Origin of the sequence: Streptomyces sp. NPDC087845, from assembly GCF_044742755.1 — a bacterium.
Taxonomy (GTDB): Bacteria; Actinomycetota; Actinomycetes; order Streptomycetales; family Streptomycetaceae; genus Streptomyces.
This window is the reverse complement of the sequence record NZ_JBIUVC010000007.1, coordinates 172,107-191,727: the sequence shown is the minus strand read 5'-3', so window position 1 is coordinate 191,727 and position 19,621 is coordinate 172,107. Positions and strand designations below refer to the sequence as shown.

16 protein-coding genes, 1 tRNA gene and 1 pseudogene are annotated in these 19,621 nt (G+C 68.7%); 9 read left to right on the top strand and 9 right to left on the bottom strand.

All coding sequences use genetic code 11. The features are described from left to right. Positions 1–99: 99 nt before the first annotated feature. Both ACIOMQ_RS19865 and ACIOMQ_RS19860 read left to right on the top strand, forming a co-directional pair. A complete protein-coding gene (locus ACIOMQ_RS19865; protein WP_362206691.1) occupies positions 100–993 on the top strand; it encodes an AraC family transcriptional regulator in 894 nt (297 codons plus the stop codon). A 75-nt stretch (positions 994–1,068) separates the two neighbouring features. Then, positions 1,069–1,398 (top strand): chorismate mutase, encoded by a 330-nt coding sequence (locus ACIOMQ_RS19860; RefSeq protein ID WP_362206692.1) that lies wholly within the window; start codon positions 1,069–1,071, stop codon positions 1,396–1,398. Positions 1,399–1,499: 101 nt separating this feature from the next. Here the strand turns inward: ACIOMQ_RS19860 and ACIOMQ_RS19855 are convergent, their stop codons facing one another. After that, positions 1,500–2,054, bottom strand: a complete 555-nt coding sequence (locus ACIOMQ_RS19855; RefSeq protein ID WP_401264597.1) for a TetR/AcrR family transcriptional regulator — start codon at positions 2,052–2,054, stop codon at positions 1,500–1,502. Next, entirely contained in the window at positions 2,047–2,883 is an 837-nt protein-coding gene (locus ACIOMQ_RS19850; RefSeq protein ID WP_362206694.1) for an alpha/beta hydrolase, read from the bottom strand. Before ACIOMQ_RS19850 ends, ACIOMQ_RS19855 begins: the two co-directional genes overlap by 8 nt. Positions 2,884–3,153: 270 nt before the next feature. Here ACIOMQ_RS19850 and ACIOMQ_RS19845 point away from each other — a divergent pair, with 270 nt between their 5' ends. The 4 genes from ACIOMQ_RS19845 (at position 3,154) to ACIOMQ_RS19830 (ending at position 9,010) form a co-directional block, all read left to right on the top strand. Further along, on the top strand, positions 3,154–3,384 hold the full coding sequence (locus ACIOMQ_RS19845) for a hypothetical protein (RefSeq protein WP_402189679.1): 231 nt from the start codon (positions 3,154–3,156) through the stop codon (positions 3,382–3,384). Further along, a complete protein-coding gene (gene pepN, locus ACIOMQ_RS19840) occupies positions 3,372–5,876 on the top strand; it encodes an aminopeptidase N (protein ID WP_362206696.1) in 2,505 nt (834 codons plus the stop codon). Before ACIOMQ_RS19845 ends, pepN begins: the two co-directional genes overlap by 13 nt. A 321-nt stretch (positions 5,877–6,197) precedes the next feature. Further along, on the top strand, positions 6,198–7,595 hold the full coding sequence (locus ACIOMQ_RS19835) for a pyridoxal phosphate-dependent decarboxylase family protein (protein WP_401264593.1): 1,398 nt from the start codon (positions 6,198–6,200) through the stop codon (positions 7,593–7,595). Beyond that, positions 7,592–9,010: a SidA/IucD/PvdA family monooxygenase gene (locus ACIOMQ_RS19830; protein ID WP_362206698.1), complete on the top strand. Its 1,419-nt coding sequence runs from the start codon at positions 7,592–7,594 to the stop codon at positions 9,008–9,010. The genes ACIOMQ_RS19835 and ACIOMQ_RS19830 overlap by 4 nt, the downstream gene beginning before the upstream one ends. Before the next feature lie 89 nt (positions 9,011–9,099). On the opposite strand, the gene ACIOMQ_RS19825 is transcribed toward ACIOMQ_RS19830, so the two are convergent. Next, positions 9,100–10,911 (bottom strand): bifunctional metallophosphatase/5'-nucleotidase, encoded by a 1,812-nt coding sequence (locus ACIOMQ_RS19825; protein ID WP_402189676.1) that lies wholly within the window; start codon positions 10,909–10,911, stop codon positions 9,100–9,102. Positions 10,912–11,142: 231 nt separating this feature from the next. On the opposite strand from ACIOMQ_RS19825, the gene ACIOMQ_RS19820 reads away from it, so the two are divergent. Together ACIOMQ_RS19820 and pyk are read left to right on the top strand one after the other, a co-directional pair. Beyond that, entirely contained in the window at positions 11,143–11,847 is a 705-nt protein-coding gene (locus tag ACIOMQ_RS19820) for an SIMPL domain-containing protein (protein WP_401940776.1), read from the top strand. A 125-nt stretch (positions 11,848–11,972) separates the two neighbouring features. Continuing rightward, positions 11,973–13,406, top strand: a complete 1,434-nt coding sequence (pyk, locus tag ACIOMQ_RS19815; protein WP_401756719.1) for a pyruvate kinase — start codon at positions 11,973–11,975, stop codon at positions 13,404–13,406. A 6-nt stretch (positions 13,407–13,412) separates the two neighbouring features. Here pyk and ACIOMQ_RS19810 read toward each other — a convergent pair. Together ACIOMQ_RS19810 and ACIOMQ_RS19805 are read right to left on the bottom strand one after the other, a co-directional pair. Beyond that, positions 13,413–14,198, bottom strand: a pseudogene (locus ACIOMQ_RS19810) (helix-turn-helix domain-containing protein). Between the two features lie 86 nt (positions 14,199–14,284). Next, positions 14,285–14,367, bottom strand: a tRNA-Leu gene (locus ACIOMQ_RS19805). Between the two features lie 95 nt (positions 14,368–14,462). Between ACIOMQ_RS19805 and ACIOMQ_RS19800 the strand changes: the two genes are divergently transcribed. Continuing rightward, the gene (locus tag ACIOMQ_RS19800) at positions 14,463–15,125 is read left to right on the top strand and encodes a response regulator (RefSeq protein WP_362206702.1); all 663 of its coding nucleotides are present in this window, start codon (positions 14,463–14,465) and stop codon (positions 15,123–15,125) included. 76 nt (positions 15,126–15,201) lie between these two features. On the opposite strand, the gene ACIOMQ_RS19795 is transcribed toward ACIOMQ_RS19800, so the two are convergent. From ACIOMQ_RS19795 to ACIOMQ_RS19780, 4 genes are read right to left on the bottom strand one after another with little or no spacing between them, the layout of a single operon-like run. Beyond that, positions 15,202–15,918 carry an ABC transporter ATP-binding protein gene (locus tag ACIOMQ_RS19795; protein WP_362206703.1) on the bottom strand — a complete coding sequence of 239 codons (717 nt, stop codon included), beginning with the start codon at positions 15,916–15,918 and terminating at the stop codon, positions 15,202–15,204. Then, complete coding sequence (locus ACIOMQ_RS19790; RefSeq protein ID WP_362206752.1) at positions 15,915–16,844, bottom strand: ABC transporter ATP-binding protein; 930 nt, start codon at positions 16,842–16,844, stop codon at positions 15,915–15,917. Before ACIOMQ_RS19790 ends, ACIOMQ_RS19795 begins: the two co-directional genes overlap by 4 nt. A gap of 5 nt (positions 16,845–16,849) precedes the next feature. Next, the gene (locus ACIOMQ_RS19785; RefSeq protein WP_402189673.1) at positions 16,850–18,658 is read right to left on the bottom strand and encodes a branched-chain amino acid ABC transporter permease; all 1,809 of its coding nucleotides are present in this window, start codon (positions 18,656–18,658) and stop codon (positions 16,850–16,852) included. Between the two features lie 5 nt (positions 18,659–18,663). Continuing rightward, positions 18,664–19,593 carry a branched-chain amino acid ABC transporter permease gene (locus tag ACIOMQ_RS19780; RefSeq protein ID WP_362206705.1) on the bottom strand — a complete coding sequence of 310 codons (930 nt, stop codon included), beginning with the start codon at positions 19,591–19,593 and terminating at the stop codon, positions 18,664–18,666. Positions 19,594–19,621 lie beyond the last annotated feature (28 nt).

Below are 19,621 nucleotides of genomic sequence, written 5' to 3'. Positions count from 1 at the left end.
CCCCTGGCGTGCCGCCGGTCCATGGACAAAGATCACTGCTGTTTGGACACAATTGTTCGGACCAGCGCAAAGAAAGCGAAAGGGGAGGAGGAAAGGCCGATGTACCACACCTGGATGCGCTTCTTCACTCCCAGCCCGCTCCACCACCGGCTGGGCCTCGTCTGCCTGGGCGTGGGCCTGCAGCACGGCGCTCTGCCGACGGTCGGCCCGCGCACCCTGGACCACCACGTCGCCGTCGTCGTCAACTCCGGCAGCGGCTGGTTCAGCGGCTCAGACGGCCGCCGCGTACCCGTCGTCGCGCCCAGCCTCATCTGGCTGACCCCCGGCACCCCGCACCACTACGGCGCCGATCCGGGCACCGGCTGGGACGAGAGCTTCGTCGACTTCACCGGCCCCGCCACCGCCACATACACCGAACTCGGCTACATCGAGCCCGACCGCCCGCTCGTCCCGCTCGCCGACACGGCGGGCCCCCGCGCCGCGGTGGGCCGGATGGTCCGGGCGGCCAGGCGCGGCAACCCGCTGCTGGAGGTGGAGACCGGCGCCGCCGTCCACGAACTCCTCGTCGCCCTGCGCCGGGCCCGCGCCGATGTCAGCCCCGACGGCGACCCCGTCCTCCAGGCCCTCGCCCGCGACGCCTTCCAGTCACTGTCCGTCGCCGAGCACGCCGCACGGCACGGCATGACACCCGCCGAGCTGCGCACGGCGGTACGCCGGGGCGCGGGCTGCAGCCCCAAGGACTACCTCCTCGGCATCCGGCTCGGCCACGCCAAGGACCTCCTCGCCGCCACGGACCTGCCGGTCGCCGCCGTCGCCCGGCGCGTGGGGTACGACGACCCGGCGTACTTCTCCCGCCTCTTCGCCCGCCGGGTCGGCGCGGCCCCGGTCCGCTTCCGCGAACAGCAGGGCCGCAACGTGCCGGGCGGCTGGAGCGACCAGGTCCCGGATCCGGACCACCCACCCACGATCGCCCCCCAGGGCCCGGCCCTCTGAGCCGGGCCGGGCTCACGCCCTCCCGCGCGACAGAGCCCGTTCCCCCTCGTGGGGGAGGCCGTAAGCTCGCTGACCATGACCACGAGGGACATCGACGAGTCCGTGCGCGCGGAACTGAACCGGCTGCGCGAGAGCATCGACAACATTGACGCCGCTGTTGTCCATATGCTCGCCGAGCGCTTCAAGTGCACCCAGCAGGTCGGCCACCTCAAGGCCGCCCACCGGCTGCCCCCGGCCGACCAGGCCCGAGAGAGCAGGCAGATCGCCCGGCTGAGGCAACTGGCGGAGAGCGCGCATCTGGATCCGGCCTTCGCGGAGAAGCTGCTGAACTTCATCGTGGCGGAGGTCATCCGCCATCACGAGCGGATCGCGGAGGAGTCGGCGACGAACGGGCAGACGTCGTGAGCGCCGTGGGGGCGGCTCCGGGGAATCACCCCTGCCGACCTCGGTCGCCGCGGACGACGCGGCCCCGCGGGGTCGGCCGGTGGTCCCTCATCACCGGCTGATCAGCGAGGTGCGCGCAGGCCCGTGATCATCATGTGGATCAGCAGGTCGTAGCTCTCGTCCAGTTTCTCCGGCAGTCCGAAGGCGCCCTCGGTCTCCAGAACCGCGAAGCCGTGGACGGCCGCTCGCAGGCAGCGGGCCGCGTGAATCGCCGCGGAGTCGGCCATTCCATAGGCGCGGAAGGTGGCGAGCATGATGTTGATCAGTCGCGCCCCGGCCTCGGCCGTGTGCGGCTCGGGTGTCTGGACGAGTGCCGAGTAGCGGTGCGGGTGGTGCAGCGCGTAGCGCCGCCAGGCCACCATGAGCGCGCGGATCGCCTCGTCGGCGGAGCGCCCCAGCACGGCCTCGCCGACCTGGTCCGCGATCTCGTTCATGATGCGCGCCGACATCAGGTCGCGCAGTTCGGCCAGGTTGCGCACGTGCTTGTAGAGGGACGGGGTGGCGACGCCCGCCCGGTCGGCCACCGCCGACAGGGTCAGCGCGGCGGGGCCCTTCTCGTCGATGGCCAGCAGCGCGACATCGACGACGGCATCCGTGGTGAGCGCCGCCCTAGCCACGCGCGCCCACCTTGAGGAAGGCCAGGACGGCCGAGGCGACCTCGTCCGGGAACTGGACGTGCGCGTAGTGACCGGCTCCCTCGATCAGCACGAGCCGGCCGAGCCCTGCGGGCATCTCGGCCACGATGCCCTCGCCCTCGGCTCCGGGGTCGGCCCAGTCGGGGTCGAGCGTGCCCTCGATGACCAGAGCGGGGCACCGGATGGCGCCGAGACACGCACCGGCGTCCGTGGGCGCGGACATGCCCATCCTGCTGACGACGGCCATCCGGCCCGGCCTGCGCAGGTCGGTCTCCAGGGCGGCGACATGGTCGGCGTATCCAGTGGGCTTGACGCCCGGGTAGGCGTGGTCGAGGTAACGCTTCCACAACCCGACGCTGCGCAGCAGGCCGGCGCCCATCAGCAGGGTCATGCCTTTGCGGTAGCGGGCGTGGGACAGCAGGGAGCGCGGGCTGATCTTCTGCGCGCGGGTGAACGGGCTGATCTCCACGACCGCGCTGACCAGTTCGGGCTCCTGGGCCGCCGCGATGGTGGCAGCGCCGCCGGCGAAGGAGTGGCCCACGATCACGGCGGGGCCGCCCAGGTGCCGGATCACGGCGAGGAGGTCGGCCGCCGCGTCGGTGCGGGTGTAGGACGCCCAGCCGGTGCTGGACTCACCGTGGCCGCGCTGGTCCACGCAGGCGACCCGCCATCCGGCCGCCACGAACCGGGCGGCCGTGTCCCGGTAGGCCGCTCTGTTGTCGCCCATGCCGTGGGCGAGCACGATCAGCGGGCCCACGCCGGTCACGTCGTACGCCAGCTGCCCGCCGTCGATCGTCAGGAATTCGGTCATGTCCACCCTCCGGGCTAATGCTTGTAGCCCTTAAGCTAATGGCATTAGCCGCTCGCGTCAACCGGCACTCCGGGGCGTGCACGCCGCCCCCTCGCCGGCGCAGAGGAGGCCACCGCCGCCGCGCGCGCCACCGGGGACGCCACCCGACGCCTCCGCGCCGGCTGCTCCATCGCGTCGCCGACCTCGTCGAACCCGACGCCGACCGGCTCTGCGCACTCCGGACCGCCGACACCGGCAAGTGCCGTACCGAGACCCGCACCCTCGTAGTCGGTGCGTCCCCAACCTTCCCGCTGCACCGCCGCCGCGCCGGAGACCGCCGAGGACGCGATCAGCCCGTCCCACGGCCCGTACACCGCCAAGAGCGTCCGACACCCCGAACCGGTACCGCCCGGAACCCCGAACGGACTCCGCGGGGCCCCGTCCGACGCCGATCAGCCGTTGGCAGAACCCGCCTGCGCCCGGCCCGCCCCGTACGGCAGCATGGACACATGTCCGTACTGACGCGCGACGAAGCGCAGACCCGAGCCCAGTTCCTCGACGTACACCGGTACACGATCGACCTCGATCTGACCGGAGGGGAGGAGACCTTCGACTCCCGCACCGTCATCCAGTTCACCGCCACCGCGGCCGGGGACACGTTCGTCGAGCTCAAGCCGGCCACCCTGCGCTCGATCAGCCTCGACGGACAGCCCCTCGACCCCGCCCACCTCGTCGAGAACCGCTTCCCGCTCACCGCACTCACCGCCGGCGCGCACGAGATCCGCATCGACGCCGCCATGCGCTACTCCCGCACCGGCGAAGGCATGCACCGCTTCACCGACCCGACCGACGGCGAGACGTACGTCTACACCCAGCTGTTCATGGAGGACGTCCAGCGCGTCTTCGCCGCCTTCGACCAGCCCGACCTCAAGTCCGTCTTCGAACTCGCCATCACCGCCCCCGACGGCTGGACCGTCCTCGGCAACGGCATCGCCGAGCACCGCGGCGACGGCCGCTGGACCCTGGCCGCCACCCCGCTGATCTCCACCTACCTCGTCGCCGTCGCCGCAGGCCCCTGGCACTCCGTGACCACCGAGCACGCCGGACTGCCCTTCGGCATCCACTGCCGCCGCTCGCTCGCCCCGTACCTCGACGCCGACGCCGACGAGATCCTCGACATCACCCGCGCCTGCTTCGACCGCTTCCACGAGAAGTTCGACGAGCCCTACCCCTTCGACTCCTACGACCAGGCCTTCGTACCGGAGTTCAACGCCGGCGCCATGGAGAACCCCGGACTCGTCACCTTCCGCGACGAATTCGTCTACCGCTCCGCCGTCACCGACACCGAACGCCAGACCCGAGGCATGGTCATCGCCCACGAGATGGCCCACATGTGGTTCGGCGACCTCGTCACCCTCGCCTGGTGGGACGACATCTGGCTCAACGAGTCCTTCGCCGAGTACATGGGCTACCAGACCCTCGCCGAGGCCACCCGCTTCACCGACACCTGGGTCGACTTCGGCGTCGCCCGCAAGGGCTGGGGATACGACGCCGACCAGCGCCCCTCCACCCACCCCGTCGCCCCCGACCCCGCCGCCGTCCCCGACACCGCGTCCGCGATGCTCAACTTCGACGGCATCTCCTACGCCAAGGGCGCATCCGCCCTGCGCCAACTCGTCGCCTGGCTCGGCGAGAAGGACTTCCTCGCCGGCATCAACGCCCACTTCGCCCGCCACAAGTTCGCCAACGCCACCCTCGCCGACTTCATCGACAACCTCGCCTCGGCCACCGACCGCGACGTCCACGCCTGGGCCGACTCCTGGCTGCGCACCACCGGAGTCGACACCCTCACCCCCCACGCCGAGGAATCCGACGGCACGTGGTCCCTCACCGTCGACCACGACGGCAGCCGCCCCCACCGCATCGCCGTCGGCGCCTACGACCACGCCCCCGACACCCACTCCGGCCCCGGCCGACTCGTCCTGCGCGACCGGTTCGAGATCGACGTCCCCCAGAACGGCACGGCCAAGGCCCTCCCCGGCCGCCGCCCCGCCCTCGTCGTCCTCAACGACGGCGACCTCAGCTACGCCAAGGTCCGCCTCGACAGCACATCCTGGGACACCGCCGTACGCGACCTGTCCGGCATCCCCGACGCACTGACCCGCGCCGTCGTCTGGAACACCGCCCGCGACATGGTCCGCGACGGCGAACTGGCCCCCACCACCTACCTCGAAGCAGCCCGCGCACACCTCCCGCACGAGACCGACCTCGCCCTCGTCCAAGGCGTACTCGCCTTCGCCGACACCCACATCGCCGGCCGCTACCTCACCCCCGAGAACCGCCCCGCCGCCCTCGCCACCCTCACCGCCCTGTGCCGCGACCTCATCCGCCGCACCGAGGACGGCCACAACCCCGGCCTGCGCCTCATCGCCGTACGCCACCTCATCGAAGCCGCCACCCAGCCCGACACCATCCAGGACTGGCTCACCAACGGCACCGTCCCCGGCGGACCCGAACTCGACCCCGAACTGCGCTGGCGCATCCTCACCCGCCTCTCCGTCCTCGGCGCCACCGACGAGACCACCATCGCCGCCGAACTCGAACAGGACCCCAGCGCCACCGGACAGGAAGGCGCCGCCCGCTGCCGCGCCGCCCTCCCCACCCCCCAGGCCAAGGCCGCCGCCTGGGACGCCCTGTTCAACGACGACACCCTCTCCAACTACCTCTTCACCGCCACCGCCCAGGGCTTCTGGCAGCCCGAACAGGCCGACCTCGTACGGGACTACGTGCCCCGCTACTACCCCGAAGCGACCCGGCTCGCCGGCCGCCGCGGCCCCGCCATCGCCGAAGCCGCCGGCCGCTACGCCTTCCCCGGACACGCCGTCGACGCGGAAAACCTCCACCTCGGCGAACAGGCCCTGAACGAAAAGGACCTCATCCCGGCCCTGCGCCGCAAGCTCATCGACCAGGTCGACGACCTGCGCCGCGCGCTCGCCGTACGCAACGCCCACTGACCCCACCGACCCCACGGGGCCCGCACCACCCGTGCCCGCCTTGAGGCCCGCACTACGACCTCAAGGCCCGCACCACCCGTGCCCGCCTCAAGGCCCGCACCACCCGTGCCCGGCGCCACCCCACCACACAGGGAGGCGCCGGGCACACCCATGTCCGACGCCACACCCATACCACCAGAACCCCCCACAACGACCCCCCGCCCCATCCACATCCCCCTTTCGAGTTCAGATCACCGAGCTCTGCAACCGCGCCCACGAAAACCCGGACAAGCTGGCACGTCCACCCATGCCCACCGCGCGCACCCGAAGGGCCCCGCCACCATGTCCACCCCACCCCTCGCCGGATCGACCACCGGCCCCACCGCCCTGCGCCCCCTCATCGACACCGTCCTCACCGCACTCCACGACGGCGCCCGCCGACGCAACGGCCCCCTCCCCGCCGGCGGACCCGACGCCGTCACCCCTCGGATGCGCACCACCACCCACCCTGTCATCCCCGACCACGGCACCGACCCCCACGACGCCCTGCGCACCCTCGTCGGCGCCCTCGCCGAAGGCGCCGCAGACCCCGCGCACCCACTCTGCGCAGCCCACCTCCACACCCCGCCCCTCGCCCTCGCCACCGCCGCAGACCTCGCCGCCTCCGCACTCAACCCCTCCATGGACTCCTGGGACCAAGCCCCGGCAGCCTCCGCCCTCGAAGCCGACATCACCACCGCCCTCGCCGCCGAGATCTACCCCCACCAACCCTCACCCGACGCACTCGTCACCACCGGCGGCACCGAAGCCAACCAACTCGCCCTCCTCCTCGCCCGCGAACGCAACGGCCCCGTACAGACCATCTGCGCCGCCAACGCCCACCACAGCATCACCCGCGCCGCCTGGCTCCTCGGACTCCCCGAACCCGTCGTCATCCCCGCCCCCGCAGGCACCATGGACCTCGCCGCACTCGACGAAGCACTCACCGAACTCCACCGCCCCCTGCTCGTCACCGCCACCGCCGGCACCACCGACACCGGCCAGATCGACCCCCTCACCGACATCGCCGACCTCTGCACCACCCACGGCGCCGAACTCCACATCGACGCCGCCTACGGCGGACCCCTCCTCTTCAGCCCCACCCACCAGGGCAAGGTCCACGGCCTCGACCGCGCCCACAGCGTCACCCTCGACCTGCACAAACTCGGCTGGCAACCCGCGTCCGCAGGCATCCTCGCCGTCCCCCACCGCGCCCACCTCGACGCACTCCACCACCGCGCCTCCTACCTCAACGCCGACGACGACACCGAAGCCGGCCTCCCTGACCTCCTCGGCCGCTCCCTGCGCACCACACGCCGCCCCGACGCCCTCAAGATCGCCGTCACCCTCAAGGCCCTCGGCCGCACCGGACTCGCCGACCTCATCGACCGCACCATCGCCACCGCCCACCACCTCGCCGACCTCATCACCAAAACCCCCACCCTCGACCTCTACGACCGCCCCACCATCAGCACCGTCCTCTTCCGCCCCACCAACGCCGACGACCACACCGTCGCCACCATCCGCCGCACCCTCCTCACCCGCGGCCACGCCGTACTCGGCCGCGCCCACACCCACGACCGCCTCTGGCTCAAAGCCACCCTCCTCAACCCCCACACCACCCCCGACGACCTCCGCACACTCCTCGACCTCGTCGACCACCTCGCCCACGACCTCGCGGAAGGCAACACCCTCCGATGACCGACCTGCCCACCCCCGAGACCGACCGACCACTCGACCTCGTCGGCATCGGCATCGGCCCCTTCAACCTCTCCCTCGCCGCCCTCGCCCACGGCATCCCCGGCACCCCCCACCCCCTCGCCACCACCTTCTACGAACAACGCCCCGCCTTCCACTGGCACCCCGGCCTCCTCATCGACGGAGCCAGCCTCCAAGTCCCCTTCCTCGCCGACCTCGTCACCCTCGCCGACCCCGCAAGCCCCTGGACCTTCCTCAACCACCTCCGCAGCCGCGACCGGCTCTTCCCCTTCTACTTCGCCGAACGCTTCCACATCCAACGCGCCGAATACGACGCCTACTGCCGCTGGGTCAGCGACCACCTCCCCGACCTGCACTTCAGCCACCAGGTCGACGCCGTCCGCTGGAACAACGAACGACACCTCTTCGAAGTCGACTTCACCCAACTCGGCACCCACGGCGAAGCCGAAGCACTCGGCCGCGCCCACACCCGCCACATCGTCCTCGGAATCGGCACCGAACCCCACATCCCCGACCCCCTCAAACCCCTCGCCGAAGCCGAAGCCGTACCCGTCATCCACTCCGCCGACTACCTCCACCACCGCGAAAAGCTCCTCGACGCCACACACATCACGGTCATCGGATCCGGACAGTCCGGCGCCGAGATCTACCTCGACCTCCTCCGCGCCCGCCCCACAGGCCGCGAAAAACTCCACTGGCTCGCCCGCACCCAGGCCTTCGCCCCCATGGAGTACTCCAAACTCGGCCTGGAACACTTCACCCCCGACTACAGCCGCTACTTCCACGCCCTCCCCGAATCCGTACGCGACGAACTCGTCCCCCACCAATGGCAGCTCCACAAAGGCATCGACGCCGACACCATCGCCGCCATCCACGACGAGCTCTACCGCCGCACCCTCCACGGCGGCTGGCCCGACACCACCCTCACCCCCGGCGTCTGCGTACGCACCGCAGGACGCATCGCCAACACCCGCATCGAACTCCACCTCGAACACACCCAGCAGAACACCCGCTCCCGCCTGACCACCGACGCCGTCGTCCTCGCCACCGGCTACCGCGAACGCTCCCTCGACCGCATCCTCACCGGCCTCGACCCCTACATGTGCCGCGACGCCTCCGCACGCCCCCGCATCGACGACCGGTTCCGCCTCGTCCTCGACCCCACCGTCACCGGCAACGTCTACGTACAGAACGCCGAACGCCACACCCACGGCGTCGGCGCCCCCGACCTCGGACTCGCCGCCTGGCGCAGCGCCACCATCCTCAACGACCTCACCGGCACCAACCCCTACCCCCTCCCCGAACGCACCGCCTTCACCACCTTCGGCCTCACCCCCCGCACCCCACCCGCCCCCACCCGCAGCCCCGACCTCATCCCCCTCGTCCAGGGCAACTGACCCCAGAACACACCGACAGAAAGCGGCCGCCCCCTCCGAAAAGAGAGGACGGCCGCCCACCCACACCCGCACACCCCGGCAACAACCGCCTAGAACACCGGCGTGCCGTCCCGCGTCAGCCGCCAGTCCACCGAAGCGAACTGCGCACCGTCCACCGAACCCTTCGCCTGCACCCAGGAAATGATCGTGTTACGGATCTCCTCCGAGTTCGCCCACAACTGCTTGGCACCCGCCACATGCGGGAAATTGCCACCACCGCTCGCCCGATAGTTGTTCACCGCCAGCACGAACCGCGCAGCCGGATCGATCGGCTTGCCCTCGAACGCCAGATTCACGATCCGCGCACCATTCGGCTTCGCGATGTCGATGTCATACGTCAGACCCGACACCGCGTCATAGTTGTAGTCCGGAGTGTTGTCCGCGTTCGTCAGCTTCGCCGTGTCCACCGGAGCACCCGCCGCGGTCTGCACGTAATACCGCGCCGAGAACTCCAGATAGTCCTTGATCTGCGCACCCGTCAGCAACCGAGCCTCAAGCGTGTTCTCGAACGGATACAGCCCCGCCGCATCCTTGATCGTCACCTTCCCGGCCGGAATCTGCGCCGTACGCGAGAAACAGGACGCCTGCGAGAGCACAGGAAGCGCCGCGTACTCACCACCCGCCAGCGCCGCCTTCACCGTCTCCGCCTGGACGACATTGATCAGATCGATGATCGGCTCGTCCTTCCAGGCCGCCTCCGCCGTCGTCATCGCCGCCGTCGACGTGCCGATGACCTGGTTGACGTACGCCACGACCTTCCTGTGCTCGTCCACCAGCAGCTTCGTGATCTTCGGGTCCTCGTCCACCGTGTTGGAGTTCAACACCTGCGAACCCGCCTTCTCCACCACCCAGCGACCCTTCTCCCACACCAGGTCGAAGTCGAACAGCGTCAACCGCTGCCCCCACTTCAACGGCTCGGAGAGCACCACCTTCTTACCGGTCTGCTTGTTCTCCACGAAGTACTCGGGAATCTCCAGATGCGCGTGCCCCACCAGGATCGCGTCAATACCCGGAACCTGCTCGGCCACCAGACCGGCCGCGTTCTCGACATACGGGATCTGATCACCGTACGACGACGTACCACTGTTGCCCGAGTGCGCCGAAACGATCACGACATCGGCACCCATGGAACGCAACCGCGGCACGAACTTCGCCGCCTGCTCCTCCAGCCCCGGAAACACCATCTTCCCACTGACGTTCGCCTTGTCCCAGATCGCGATGCCCGGGTTCGTCAGACCCAGAATCGCCACCTTCACATCCCGACCGTGCGGGGTACGCATCCTCTTGATGACATACGGCGCGAACGCCGGCCGCAGCGTCTTCGCGTCCAGCGCGTTCGCACCCAGCAGCGGGAAGTGGCACTGCTCCTCGAACTTCCGCAGCACGGGGATGCCATAGTTGAACTCGTGGTTGCCGAGCGCCGCGGCGTCGTAACCGATCGCGTTCATCGCCTGCGCCATCGGATGCACCGGGCCACGCTTCGCCGTGATCGGATCGATCTTCGCGTAGTAGTACGACAACTGGGTGCCCTGGATCGTGTCACCCGCATCGATCATCAGGGTGTTGTGGCGGCCCTTCTCGCGGCGCACCTGGTCCACCAGGGTCGAGATCTTCGCCAGACCGACATCGTTGTGGGCCTTGTCGTCGAACTCGCTGTCGGTGAAGTAGTCCCAGTTGAAGACGTTCCCGTGCAGATCGGTAGTACCCATCACGGTGAACGAGTACCGCTTCGGCGGACGCCCGTGACCATGCCCATGGCCACCACCGTGGGCGGCGGCAGGAACGGCGGAGCCACCCGCGATCGCCACACCGGCACCGGCGGCCGCCGATGTGCCCAGGAACGTCCTACGGTTCAGCGGCATTTCGTCTCCCACATCTCAGTTCTCATACAGCTCAGTACTCGTACAGCTCGGTTCTCGTACGGCCCCGTACTCGAACAGCCCGGTTCCCGTACGGCTCAGCCCTCGCACAGCTCAGCTCCCGCCGTACACAACGCGCGTAGATAATGACCCAGGAGCCACACCCCGCAACACCCCCTGCGGGTTTCGATCTGATGACCACCCGCTGTCGCACCCGGATGCGACAGTGGACGCATGACCGACACCCCGCCGCCCTACGGCACCCCCGACCACCCCCGCGTCGCCGTCCGGGGCGAAGCCCGCCTCGAAGTCGACCCCGAAACCGCCACCATCGCCATCACCATCAGCGCCCGCGGAAGAGACCGCCGCGCCGCCCTCGAAGACCTCACCCGACGCAACAACCACGTCCTCGAACTCGCCCGAACCTACGGACAAGCGGTCGAAAAACTCGAAACCGGCGCATTCTCCATCACTCCCGAACTCACCCAACGCGGCCGCGACGAAAAAATCCGCGCCTACCACGGCCGCGTCCACGTCACCGCCGTCCTCAACGACTTCACCGCACTCGGCGAATTCACCACCCGCACCGCCGACCTCGACATGACACGCGTCAACGGCCCCTGGTGGTCCCTGCGCCCCGACTCTCCCGCCCACGCGAACGCCCGCCGCCACGCCGTACGCGAAGCCGTCCAGCGAGCCCGCGAATACGCCGACGCCCTCGGCGCCCACCTCACCGCCCTGGTAGAACTCGCCGACCTCGGCGCGGAGAACGCCCCCCTCGCCGCCCCCATGCCCGTCGCCCCCGGCGGCATCCACAGCCGCGCCGCCTACGGAGGAGCGGCAGCCGAACCCGCCCCCGCCCTCGACCTCGAACCACAACGCCAGACCGTCTACGCACAGGTGAACGCCCGCTTCACCATGTCACCGCCAAAACTATAAAGAGAATGCTCATCCGAGCACCCCGGTGCACAATTCAACACTTGTCAACAACCCTTCATTCAAAGGTTGTTGAGCAGTCATGTACGGCCAACTAACTACCCGTAGGTAAGGCTTAGGCTCGAACCATGCGCCGAGCAAAAATCGTTTGCACCCTGGGCCCCGCCACCGACTCATACGACCAGATCAAGGCACTGGTCGAAGCGGGAATGGACATCGCCCGCCTCAACCTCAGCCACGGCACCTACGCCGAACACGAAGAGCGGTACCACCGCGTACGCAAGGCCTCCGACGAGAGCGGCCGCAGCGTCGGCATCCTCGCCGACCTTCAAGGCCCGAAGATCCGCCTCGGACGCTTCCGCGAAGGCCCCGTACTCCTTGAACGCGGCGACACCTTCACCATCACCGTCGAACCCGTGGAAGGCGACCGCCACACCTGCGGCACCACCTACGACGGCCTGGCCACCGACGTCACCGCAGGCGAACGCATCCTCGTCGACGACGGCCGCGTCACCCTCGAAGTCACCGAGGTGGACGGCCCCCGCGTCCGCACCACCGTCATCGAGGGAGGCATGGTCTCCGACCACAAGGGCCTCAACCTCCCCGGCGTCGCCGTCTCCGTCCCCGCGCTCTCCGAAAAGGACATCGAAGACCTCCGCTGGGCCCTGCGCACCGGCGCCGACATCATCGCCCTCTCCTTCGTCCGCAGCGGACGCGACATCGAGGACGTCCACCGCATCATGGACGAAGAGGGCCGCCGCCTCCCCGTCATCGCCAAGGTGGAGAAGCCCCAGGCGGTCGAGAACATCGACGGCATCGTCGCCGCCTTCGACGGCATCATGGTCGCCCGCGGCGACCTCGGCGTCGAAATGCCCCTGGAACAGGTGCCGATCGTCCAGAAGCGCGCGATCAAACTCGCCAAGCGCAACGCCAAGCCGGTCATCGTCGCCACCCAGATGCTCGACTCGATGATCGACAACTCCCGCCCCACCCGCGCCGAGGCCTCCGACGTCGCCAACGCGGTCATCGACGGTACGGACGCGGTGATGCTCTCCGGCGAGACCAGCGTGGGCAAGTACCCCGTCGAGACGGTCCGCACGATGTCCCGCATCGTCGAGGCCGCCGAGGAGGACATCCTCGACAAGGGCCTCCCGCCCCTGACCGACCGCAACAAGCCCCGTACCCAGGGCGGCGCGGTGGCCCGCGCGGCGGCCGAGATGGGCGACTTCCTGGGCGCCAAGTTCCTGGTCGCCTTCACCCAGAGCGGCGACACGGTCCGGCGCCTCTCCCGCTACCGCTCGCCCATTCCGCTCCTGGCCTTCACCCCGGACCCGGCCACCCGATCCCAGCTGAACCTGACCTGGGGCGTCGAGACCTTCCTCGGCCCGCACGTGGAATCGACGGACGCGATGGTGGCCCAGGTCGACGAGGAGCTGCTGAAGATCGGCCGTTGCGAGAAGGGCGACGTCGTGGTCATCACGGCCGGCTCCCCGCCGGGGGTTCCGGGATCGACGAACCTGGTCCGGGTGCACCGCATCGGCGAGGACGACAGCCCGAAGTAGGGCCTCTCAGTATTTCGGCCCGACGTGAGCATCCATGAGTGCGACGGATGCCCGTCGGGCGACGGAGATGTTGAACGGATCGCTGCCGCGAGCGAGGGTCGTCCACTGGACTCCGACCTTGTCGAGGGCGTCGGAGAAGAGCTTGCGGATGTCGTCGGACTTGTTGGTAAAGAAGTAGCGCGGGTACTCATAGCGCTTCCGTTTCCCGCCGACGAGGCGGGTGGTTCAGTTAATGATGCGGCATCCGTCGGAGTGGATCAGGCCGCGGATGAACTCCCACGGGTGTGCGTCCACGATCTCCTGTTGCCAGGCCTCGAGGGTGATCTGGCGCTCGTGCTTTCTACCGGGGCCGTGCTGGGGGAAAAGGCACCAAAGGTGCTTCGAGTACATCTTGACCTGGTGGCATCCCTTGCTGCGGACCCTGCATACGGAATTCCCGGGGAAGATGGCGCGCATGGCGCTCTCGCACAGGTCCATAAGGCCAGGCCATGAATCTGCGCACGCGACGGACAGGCTGGGCGTGTGCATGGCCCTGTTCTGGACTATGTGCCCATCTCCGAGATAGAGGCCGAGAAGGTAGGCGTACGCCGAGCGGTCCAACTCTCCTTCGCATCGAGGGCAGAAGGAACGGTGGGCTCCCGGGCACTCGCCACGTTTGGCGCGGTCCATGTGCTTCCAGTAGCTGATGGTGCCCGTCGGCACATTCAGCTTCCGCGCCACGTCCGCGTTCTTTGCGCCGTCTCGGAGAAGGGTGAGCGCCTTCTGCCGTAGTTCGGGTCCGTGGAAGTTCATACGAACACCCTGAGTGATTCCTCGCTGCGGAGTGCAGCAAAAAGCGGATGTTCACGAGAACGTGAACATCCGCTTTGCCTCATGGGTGCCGAGTGCGGGATTCGAACCCGCAAGCCCTTTCGGGCAGATGTGTTTGAGACATCCGTGTATGCCATTCCACCAACCCGGCGAGGTCGCTGCCCGAAAGTGTACCGGGTGACACGCCCGGTCCGCTGCTAGGTAGGCTCATAGGAGCTGTACCAGCCCTTGGAACGAGGAGTCCCCGTGACCGCCCCCGAGTCGCCCCAGCCCGCCGCCGACGACGACAAGTCGCACGTTCCGCCGCTGACGACCCGCGTCGTCATCGCCGAGGACGAGGCGCTCATCCGTCTCGACCTCAAAGAGATGCTGGAGGAAGAGGGCTATGCGGTCGTCGGTGAGGCCGGCGACGGGCAGAGGGCTGTCGAGCTGGCCCGGGAGCACCGGCCGGACCTGGTCATCCTCGATGTGAAGATGCCGGTCCTCGACGGGATCTCCGCTGCGGAGAAGATCGCGGAGGAGTCCATCGCGCCTGTCCTGATGCTCACCGCGTTCTCGCAGCGCGATCTCGTCGAGCGGGCCAGGGACGCCGGGGCGATGGCGTACCTCGTGAAGCCGTTCAGCAAGAGCGATGTGGTGCCGGCCATCGAGATGGCGGTGTCGCGGTTCGCGGAGCTGAAGGCGCTGGAGGGTGAGGTCGCCGACCTCGCGCAGCGGTTGGAGACGCGGAAGCTGGTGGACCGGGCGAAGAGCATTCTGCAGACGGACTACGGGCTGTCGGAGCCGGCCGCGTTCCGGTGGATCCAGAAGACGTCGATGGACCGTCGGCTGTCCATGCAGCAGCTTGCGGAGGCGTTGATCGAGGACGCCGAGGAGAAGAAGAAGGCGGCGAAGGACGGCGATCAGTAGTCGCGCGTGGCCGTGAGAGAGGCCCGCGCCCCGGTTCGATCGGGGTGCGGGCCTCTGTCGTGTGTACGGGAGGGGGTCAGTCCTCGCCGAGGTAGGCCTTGCGGACGGACTCGTCGTGGAGGAGGTCCGCGCCGGTGCCGGAGAGGACGATCTTGCCGACCTCCATGACGTGGCCGTGGTCTGCGAGGGAGAGTGCGGCCTGGGCGTTCTGCTCGACGAGCAGGATGGTGGTGCCCTGGGCCTTGAGTTCGACGATGGTCTCCATGATCTTCTGCATCATGATCGGGGAGAGGCCCATGGAGGGTTCGTCGAGCATCAGGAGTTTGGGCCGGCACATGAGGGCCCTGCCCATGGCGAGCATCTGCTGTTCGCCGCCCGAGAGGGTTCCGGCGGCCTGCTTCCGGCGTTCCCCGAGGATGGGGAAGAGGTCGTAGGCGCGCTGGATGTCCTTCTCGATGCCTGCCTTGTCGTTGCGGAGGTAGGCGCCGAGTTGGAGGTTCTCGGTGATCGTCAGCCGGGGGAAGATGTGGCGTCCCTCGGGGGAGTGGGCGAGACCCAGGGAGACGATCTTGTGGGCGGGGATGTCGGTGAGTGGTCTGCCGTCGAAGACGATGCGGCCGCCGGCCGGCTTGAGCAGTCCGGAGAGGGTGCGCAGGGTGGTGGTCTTGCCCGCACCGTTGGTGCCGATGAGGGTGACGACCTGGCCGGCTTCGACGGTGAAGGAGATGCCCTTGACGGCTTCGATCTTGCCGTAGGCGACACGGAGGTCCTCGACCTCCAGCAGTGCGGTCATCGGGTGTCCTCCTCCTCGGCGCTGGTGGTGCCGGTGGTGCCGGTGGTGCCAGGGGCACCAGGGGTGCCGGTGGTGCCGGCTGTTTTGGTGGCGCCTGCTTCGGCGGCTTCGACCTCGGCGACCTCGTCGGCGCCGGGGGCGCCTTCGAAGGGGGTGCCGAGGTAGGCGGCGACGACGCGTTCGTCGCTCTGGACGACGTCGGAGGTGCCTTCGACGAGCTTCTCGCCCTGGACGAGGACGGCGACGCGGTCGCAGAGGTTGAAGATGAACCGCATGTCGTGCTCGATGACGAGGACGGCGATTCCCTGGTCGCGGATGGCGAAGATGAGTTCTTCGGTGACGCGGGTTTCCTGCGGGTTCATGCCGGCGGTGGGCTCGTCGAGGAGCAGGAGTCCGGGGTCGCTGGCGAGTGCGCGGGCGATCTCCAGTTTGCGCTGGTCTCCGTAGGGGAGGTTGCGCGCGAGGTGGTCGGCCTTGTCCTGGAGGCCGATGAACTCCAGGAGTTCTCTTGCTCGTTCGCGGCTGGCGTGCTCGGCTTTGGTGAAGCCGGGGAGGCGCAGGAGGGCGGACCAGAGGCCTTCCTTGGTCCTGGTGTGGCGTCCGACGAGGACGTTTTCCAGGACGGTCATGTTGGCGAAGAGCCGGATGTTCTGGAAGGTGCGGGCGATGCCTGCCTGGGTGACGAGGTGGGGCTTGGGCGGCAGGACGGTGCCTTGGTAGCTGACCTTGCCCTCGGTGGGGACGTACAGGCCGGTGAGGCAGTTGAAGAAGGTGGTCTTGCCGGCGCCGTTGGGGCCGATGAGGCCGACGATTTCGCCTGCGTTGACGGTGAGGTCGACGTTGCGTACGGCGGTGAGGCCGCCGAAGCGCATCGTGACGCCGTTGGCGTCGAGGACGGTGGTGGCGGTCTTCGTGGTGGTGGTCATGGTGGTCACGCCCCCGCCTTGGCGATGCCGGCGCCGGTCTTGTCGGACTGCCGTGGCTCCGGTACGTCGGGCTGGTCGGTCTCGTGGAATTCGAGTTGCTTCCTGCGGTCGGCGACCAGGCCTTCGGGGCGCAGGCGCATCAGGAGGATGAGTGCGACGCCGAAGAGGAAGAGCTGGTAGTCCTGCATGAACTGGAGCTTGGCCGGGATGAGGTAGAGCAGTGCGGCGCCGACGAGGGGTCCGCTGAGGGTTCCCATGCCGCCGAGGATGACGGCGGCGAGGAGGAACGCGGAGTTGGGTGGTACGGAGCCGGCGAATTGGTACTGCTCGGGTGTCACGGTGTAGTTGACGTGTGCCTGGACGGTTCCGGCGAGGCCGGCGAGGGTGGCGCCGAGGGCGAAGGCCAGCAGTTTGAGCCGGAAGGCGTTGATGCCCATGGCGGTGGCCGCGGTTTCGTCCTCGCGGATGGCGACCCAGGCGCGGCCGATGCGGGATTCTCCGGAGCGGCGGAAGACGAGTACGACGACGGCGGTGAAGACGAGCATCAGCAGGTAGTAGTTGGCGGACCTGCCGAGGTTGAAGCCGAGGATGTCGTGTTTGAGCCCGAAGTCGAATCCGAAGAATTTGAGGTCGGGGATGCTCGGGATGCCTTGGGAGCCGTTGGTGAGGTCGGGGCCGCTGTTGCCGTTGAGGTTGTTCACGGTGAGGCGGAAGATCTCGCCGAAGCCGAGGGTGACGATGGCCAGGTAGTCGCCGCGCAGTCGCAGGGTGGGGGCGCCGATGAGGACGCCGAAGACGAGCGAGGCGCCGGCGCCGGTCAGGACGGCGGCCCAGAAGGGGAATTCGACGCCGATGGCCGACATGGTGGAGCCGGAGACGAGGGCGGCGGCGTAGGCGCCGACGCCGAGGAAGGCGACGTATCCGAGGTCGAGGAGGCCGGCGAGGCCGACGACGACGTTGAGGCCGAGTGCCACGGTGCCGAAGATGAGGATGTTGGCGCCGATGAGCGCGTATTCCTCCTTCTGCTGTGTGAACGGGAAGCAGACGGCGGCGACGAGGGCGGCGGCGAGGGTGATGTTGCGGTGCTTCGTGGTCAGCGCGGTGAGGCGGGAGACGAGTCCGGCCCGGTGGAGTGCGGTGAAGGCGAAGCCGACGGTGATGAGGAAGCCGATGAAGAGTTCGGTGTAGTCGGTGTCGATGCCGTAGGCGAAGACCTGGAGGCCGATGCCGAACGACACGACGATGATGAGGATCTCGGCCCAGTCGGGGAGCGCCTTGGCGTGGCGGGCCGGTGGGGCGCTGAGGCTGTTGCGGAAGCGCTGCCAGGCGGTGGTCGTGGTGCCGGGGAGGGTGTTGGTGTGTGGCTGGTCGCCGGGGAGTCCGAGGGCGGCGACGGCGGCGATGAGGGCGCCGATGCCGCTGACCCAGGCGCCGGGTTCCAGGTTGACGATGCCGCCGAGGTCGTAGGCGATGGCGCCGATGGTGTAGCCGGTGGTGCCGAAGGTGCCGAGTGCCAGGAGGCGGACGGGGCTGTTGGTGCCGCCGGGGGTGAGCCAGCCGAGGCCTCGGATGCCGTACCCGGAGAGGGCGTAGAGCAGGGTGAGTGCGGCGCTGATGAGGGTGAGGACCTGGAGGCCGCCGGGGTAGCCGGTGACGGTGAGGTCGCCGGGGAATTCGCTGGTCCAGGTCCAGGCGAGGAAGGTGCCGGCGAGTGCGACGGCGGCGCCCGCGAGGGTGCCGATGCGGGCCGCGGCTGCGGGGACGGGGAGGAAGGGGGCGGTCTCGGGGGTGGCGGTGTTGGTGGTGGTGGTCATCCGTATCACGCCCGATCCGCGACGCGTTCGCCGAGCAGGCCCTGGGGGCGGAGCAGCAGGACGACGATGAGGAGGACGAAGGCCCATACGTCCTTCCAGGCGCCGCCGCCGAAGAGTTCCATGCCGGGGACGTTGCTCATGTAGCCGGTGGCGAGGGATTCGGCGACTCCGAGTACGACGCCGCCGAGCATGGCGCCGTAGATGTTGCCGATGCCGCCGAGTACGGCTGCGGTGAAGGCTTTGAGGCCCATGATGAAGCCCATTTTGAAGCCGATCTGGCCGTTTTTGAGTCCGTAGGCGACGGCGGCGACGGCGGCGAACGCGGCACCGATGGCGAAGGCCATGACGATGATGCGGTCGGTGTTGATGCCCATGAGCTTTGCGGTGTCGGGGTCTTGGCTGGTGGCTTGCATGCCGCGGCCGGAGCGGGTCTTGGAGACGAAGAGTCCGAGGGCGAGCATGCAGATGGGTGCGGTGATGAGGACGAAGAGGTCACCGCGTTGGATGTGGGCGCCGAAGATGTCGATCGCTTCGCCCTTGAACTGGGGGAAGGAGCGGTCCTTCTTCGCGTCGGGGTACCACTTCCAGATGGCTTGCTGGAGTGCGAGGGAGAGTCCGATCGCGGTGATGAGGGGGGCGAGTCGGGGGGCGTTGCGCAGGGGCCGGTAGGCGAAGCGTTCGGCGGCTGCGCTGACGGCGACGGAGCATATGACGCCGCCGATGATCATGAGTGGGATGATTGCGAGGAGGGAGACGCCGGCCGGCATCCAGAGGTACACGGTGAGAGCTCCGAAGCCTCCGATCATGAAGATCTCGCCGTGGGCGAAGTTGATGAGCTGGATGATTCCGTAGACCATCGTGTAGCCGATCGCGATGAGACCGTACATCGCGCCGAGGATGAGTCCATTGGCCAGCTGTTGCGGCAGTTCGTTCACCGCAGGGCCTCCGTGGAGTGGTTCGGAT

Bases quoted from the DNA above. Each gene is read 5' to 3' on its own strand.
- ACIOMQ_RS19865 (WP_362206691.1), top strand. From the start codon at position 100: ATGTACCACACCTGGATGCGCTTCTTCACTCCCAGCCCGCTCCACCAC.
- ACIOMQ_RS19860 (WP_362206692.1), top strand. From the start codon at position 1,069: ATGACCACGAGGGACATCGACGAGTCCGTGCGCGCGGAACTGAACCGG.
- ACIOMQ_RS19850 (WP_362206694.1), bottom strand. From the start codon at position 2,883: ATGACCGAATTCCTGACGATCGACGGCGGGCAGCTGGCGTACGACGTG.
- pepN (WP_362206696.1), top strand. From the start codon at position 3,372: ATGTCCGTACTGACGCGCGACGAAGCGCAGACCCGAGCCCAGTTCCTC.
- ACIOMQ_RS19835 (WP_401264593.1), top strand. From the start codon at position 6,198: ATGTCCACCCCACCCCTCGCCGGATCGACCACCGGCCCCACCGCCCTG.
- ACIOMQ_RS19830 (WP_362206698.1), top strand. From the start codon at position 7,592: ATGACCGACCTGCCCACCCCCGAGACCGACCGACCACTCGACCTCGTC.
- ACIOMQ_RS19825 (WP_402189676.1), bottom strand. From the start codon at position 10,911: ATGCCGCTGAACCGTAGGACGTTCCTGGGCACATCGGCGGCCGCCGGT.
- ACIOMQ_RS19820 (WP_401940776.1), top strand. From the start codon at position 11,143: ATGACCGACACCCCGCCGCCCTACGGCACCCCCGACCACCCCCGCGTC.
- pyk (WP_401756719.1), top strand. From the start codon at position 11,973: ATGCGCCGAGCAAAAATCGTTTGCACCCTGGGCCCCGCCACCGACTCA.
- ACIOMQ_RS19795 (WP_362206703.1), bottom strand. From the start codon at position 15,918: ATGACCGCACTGCTGGAGGTCGAGGACCTCCGTGTCGCCTACGGCAAG.
- ACIOMQ_RS19790 (WP_362206752.1), bottom strand. From the start codon at position 16,844: ATGACCACCACCACGAAGACCGCCACCACCGTCCTCGACGCCAACGGC.
- ACIOMQ_RS19785 (WP_402189673.1), bottom strand. From the start codon at position 18,658: ATGACCACCACCACCAACACCGCCACCCCCGAGACCGCCCCCTTCCTC.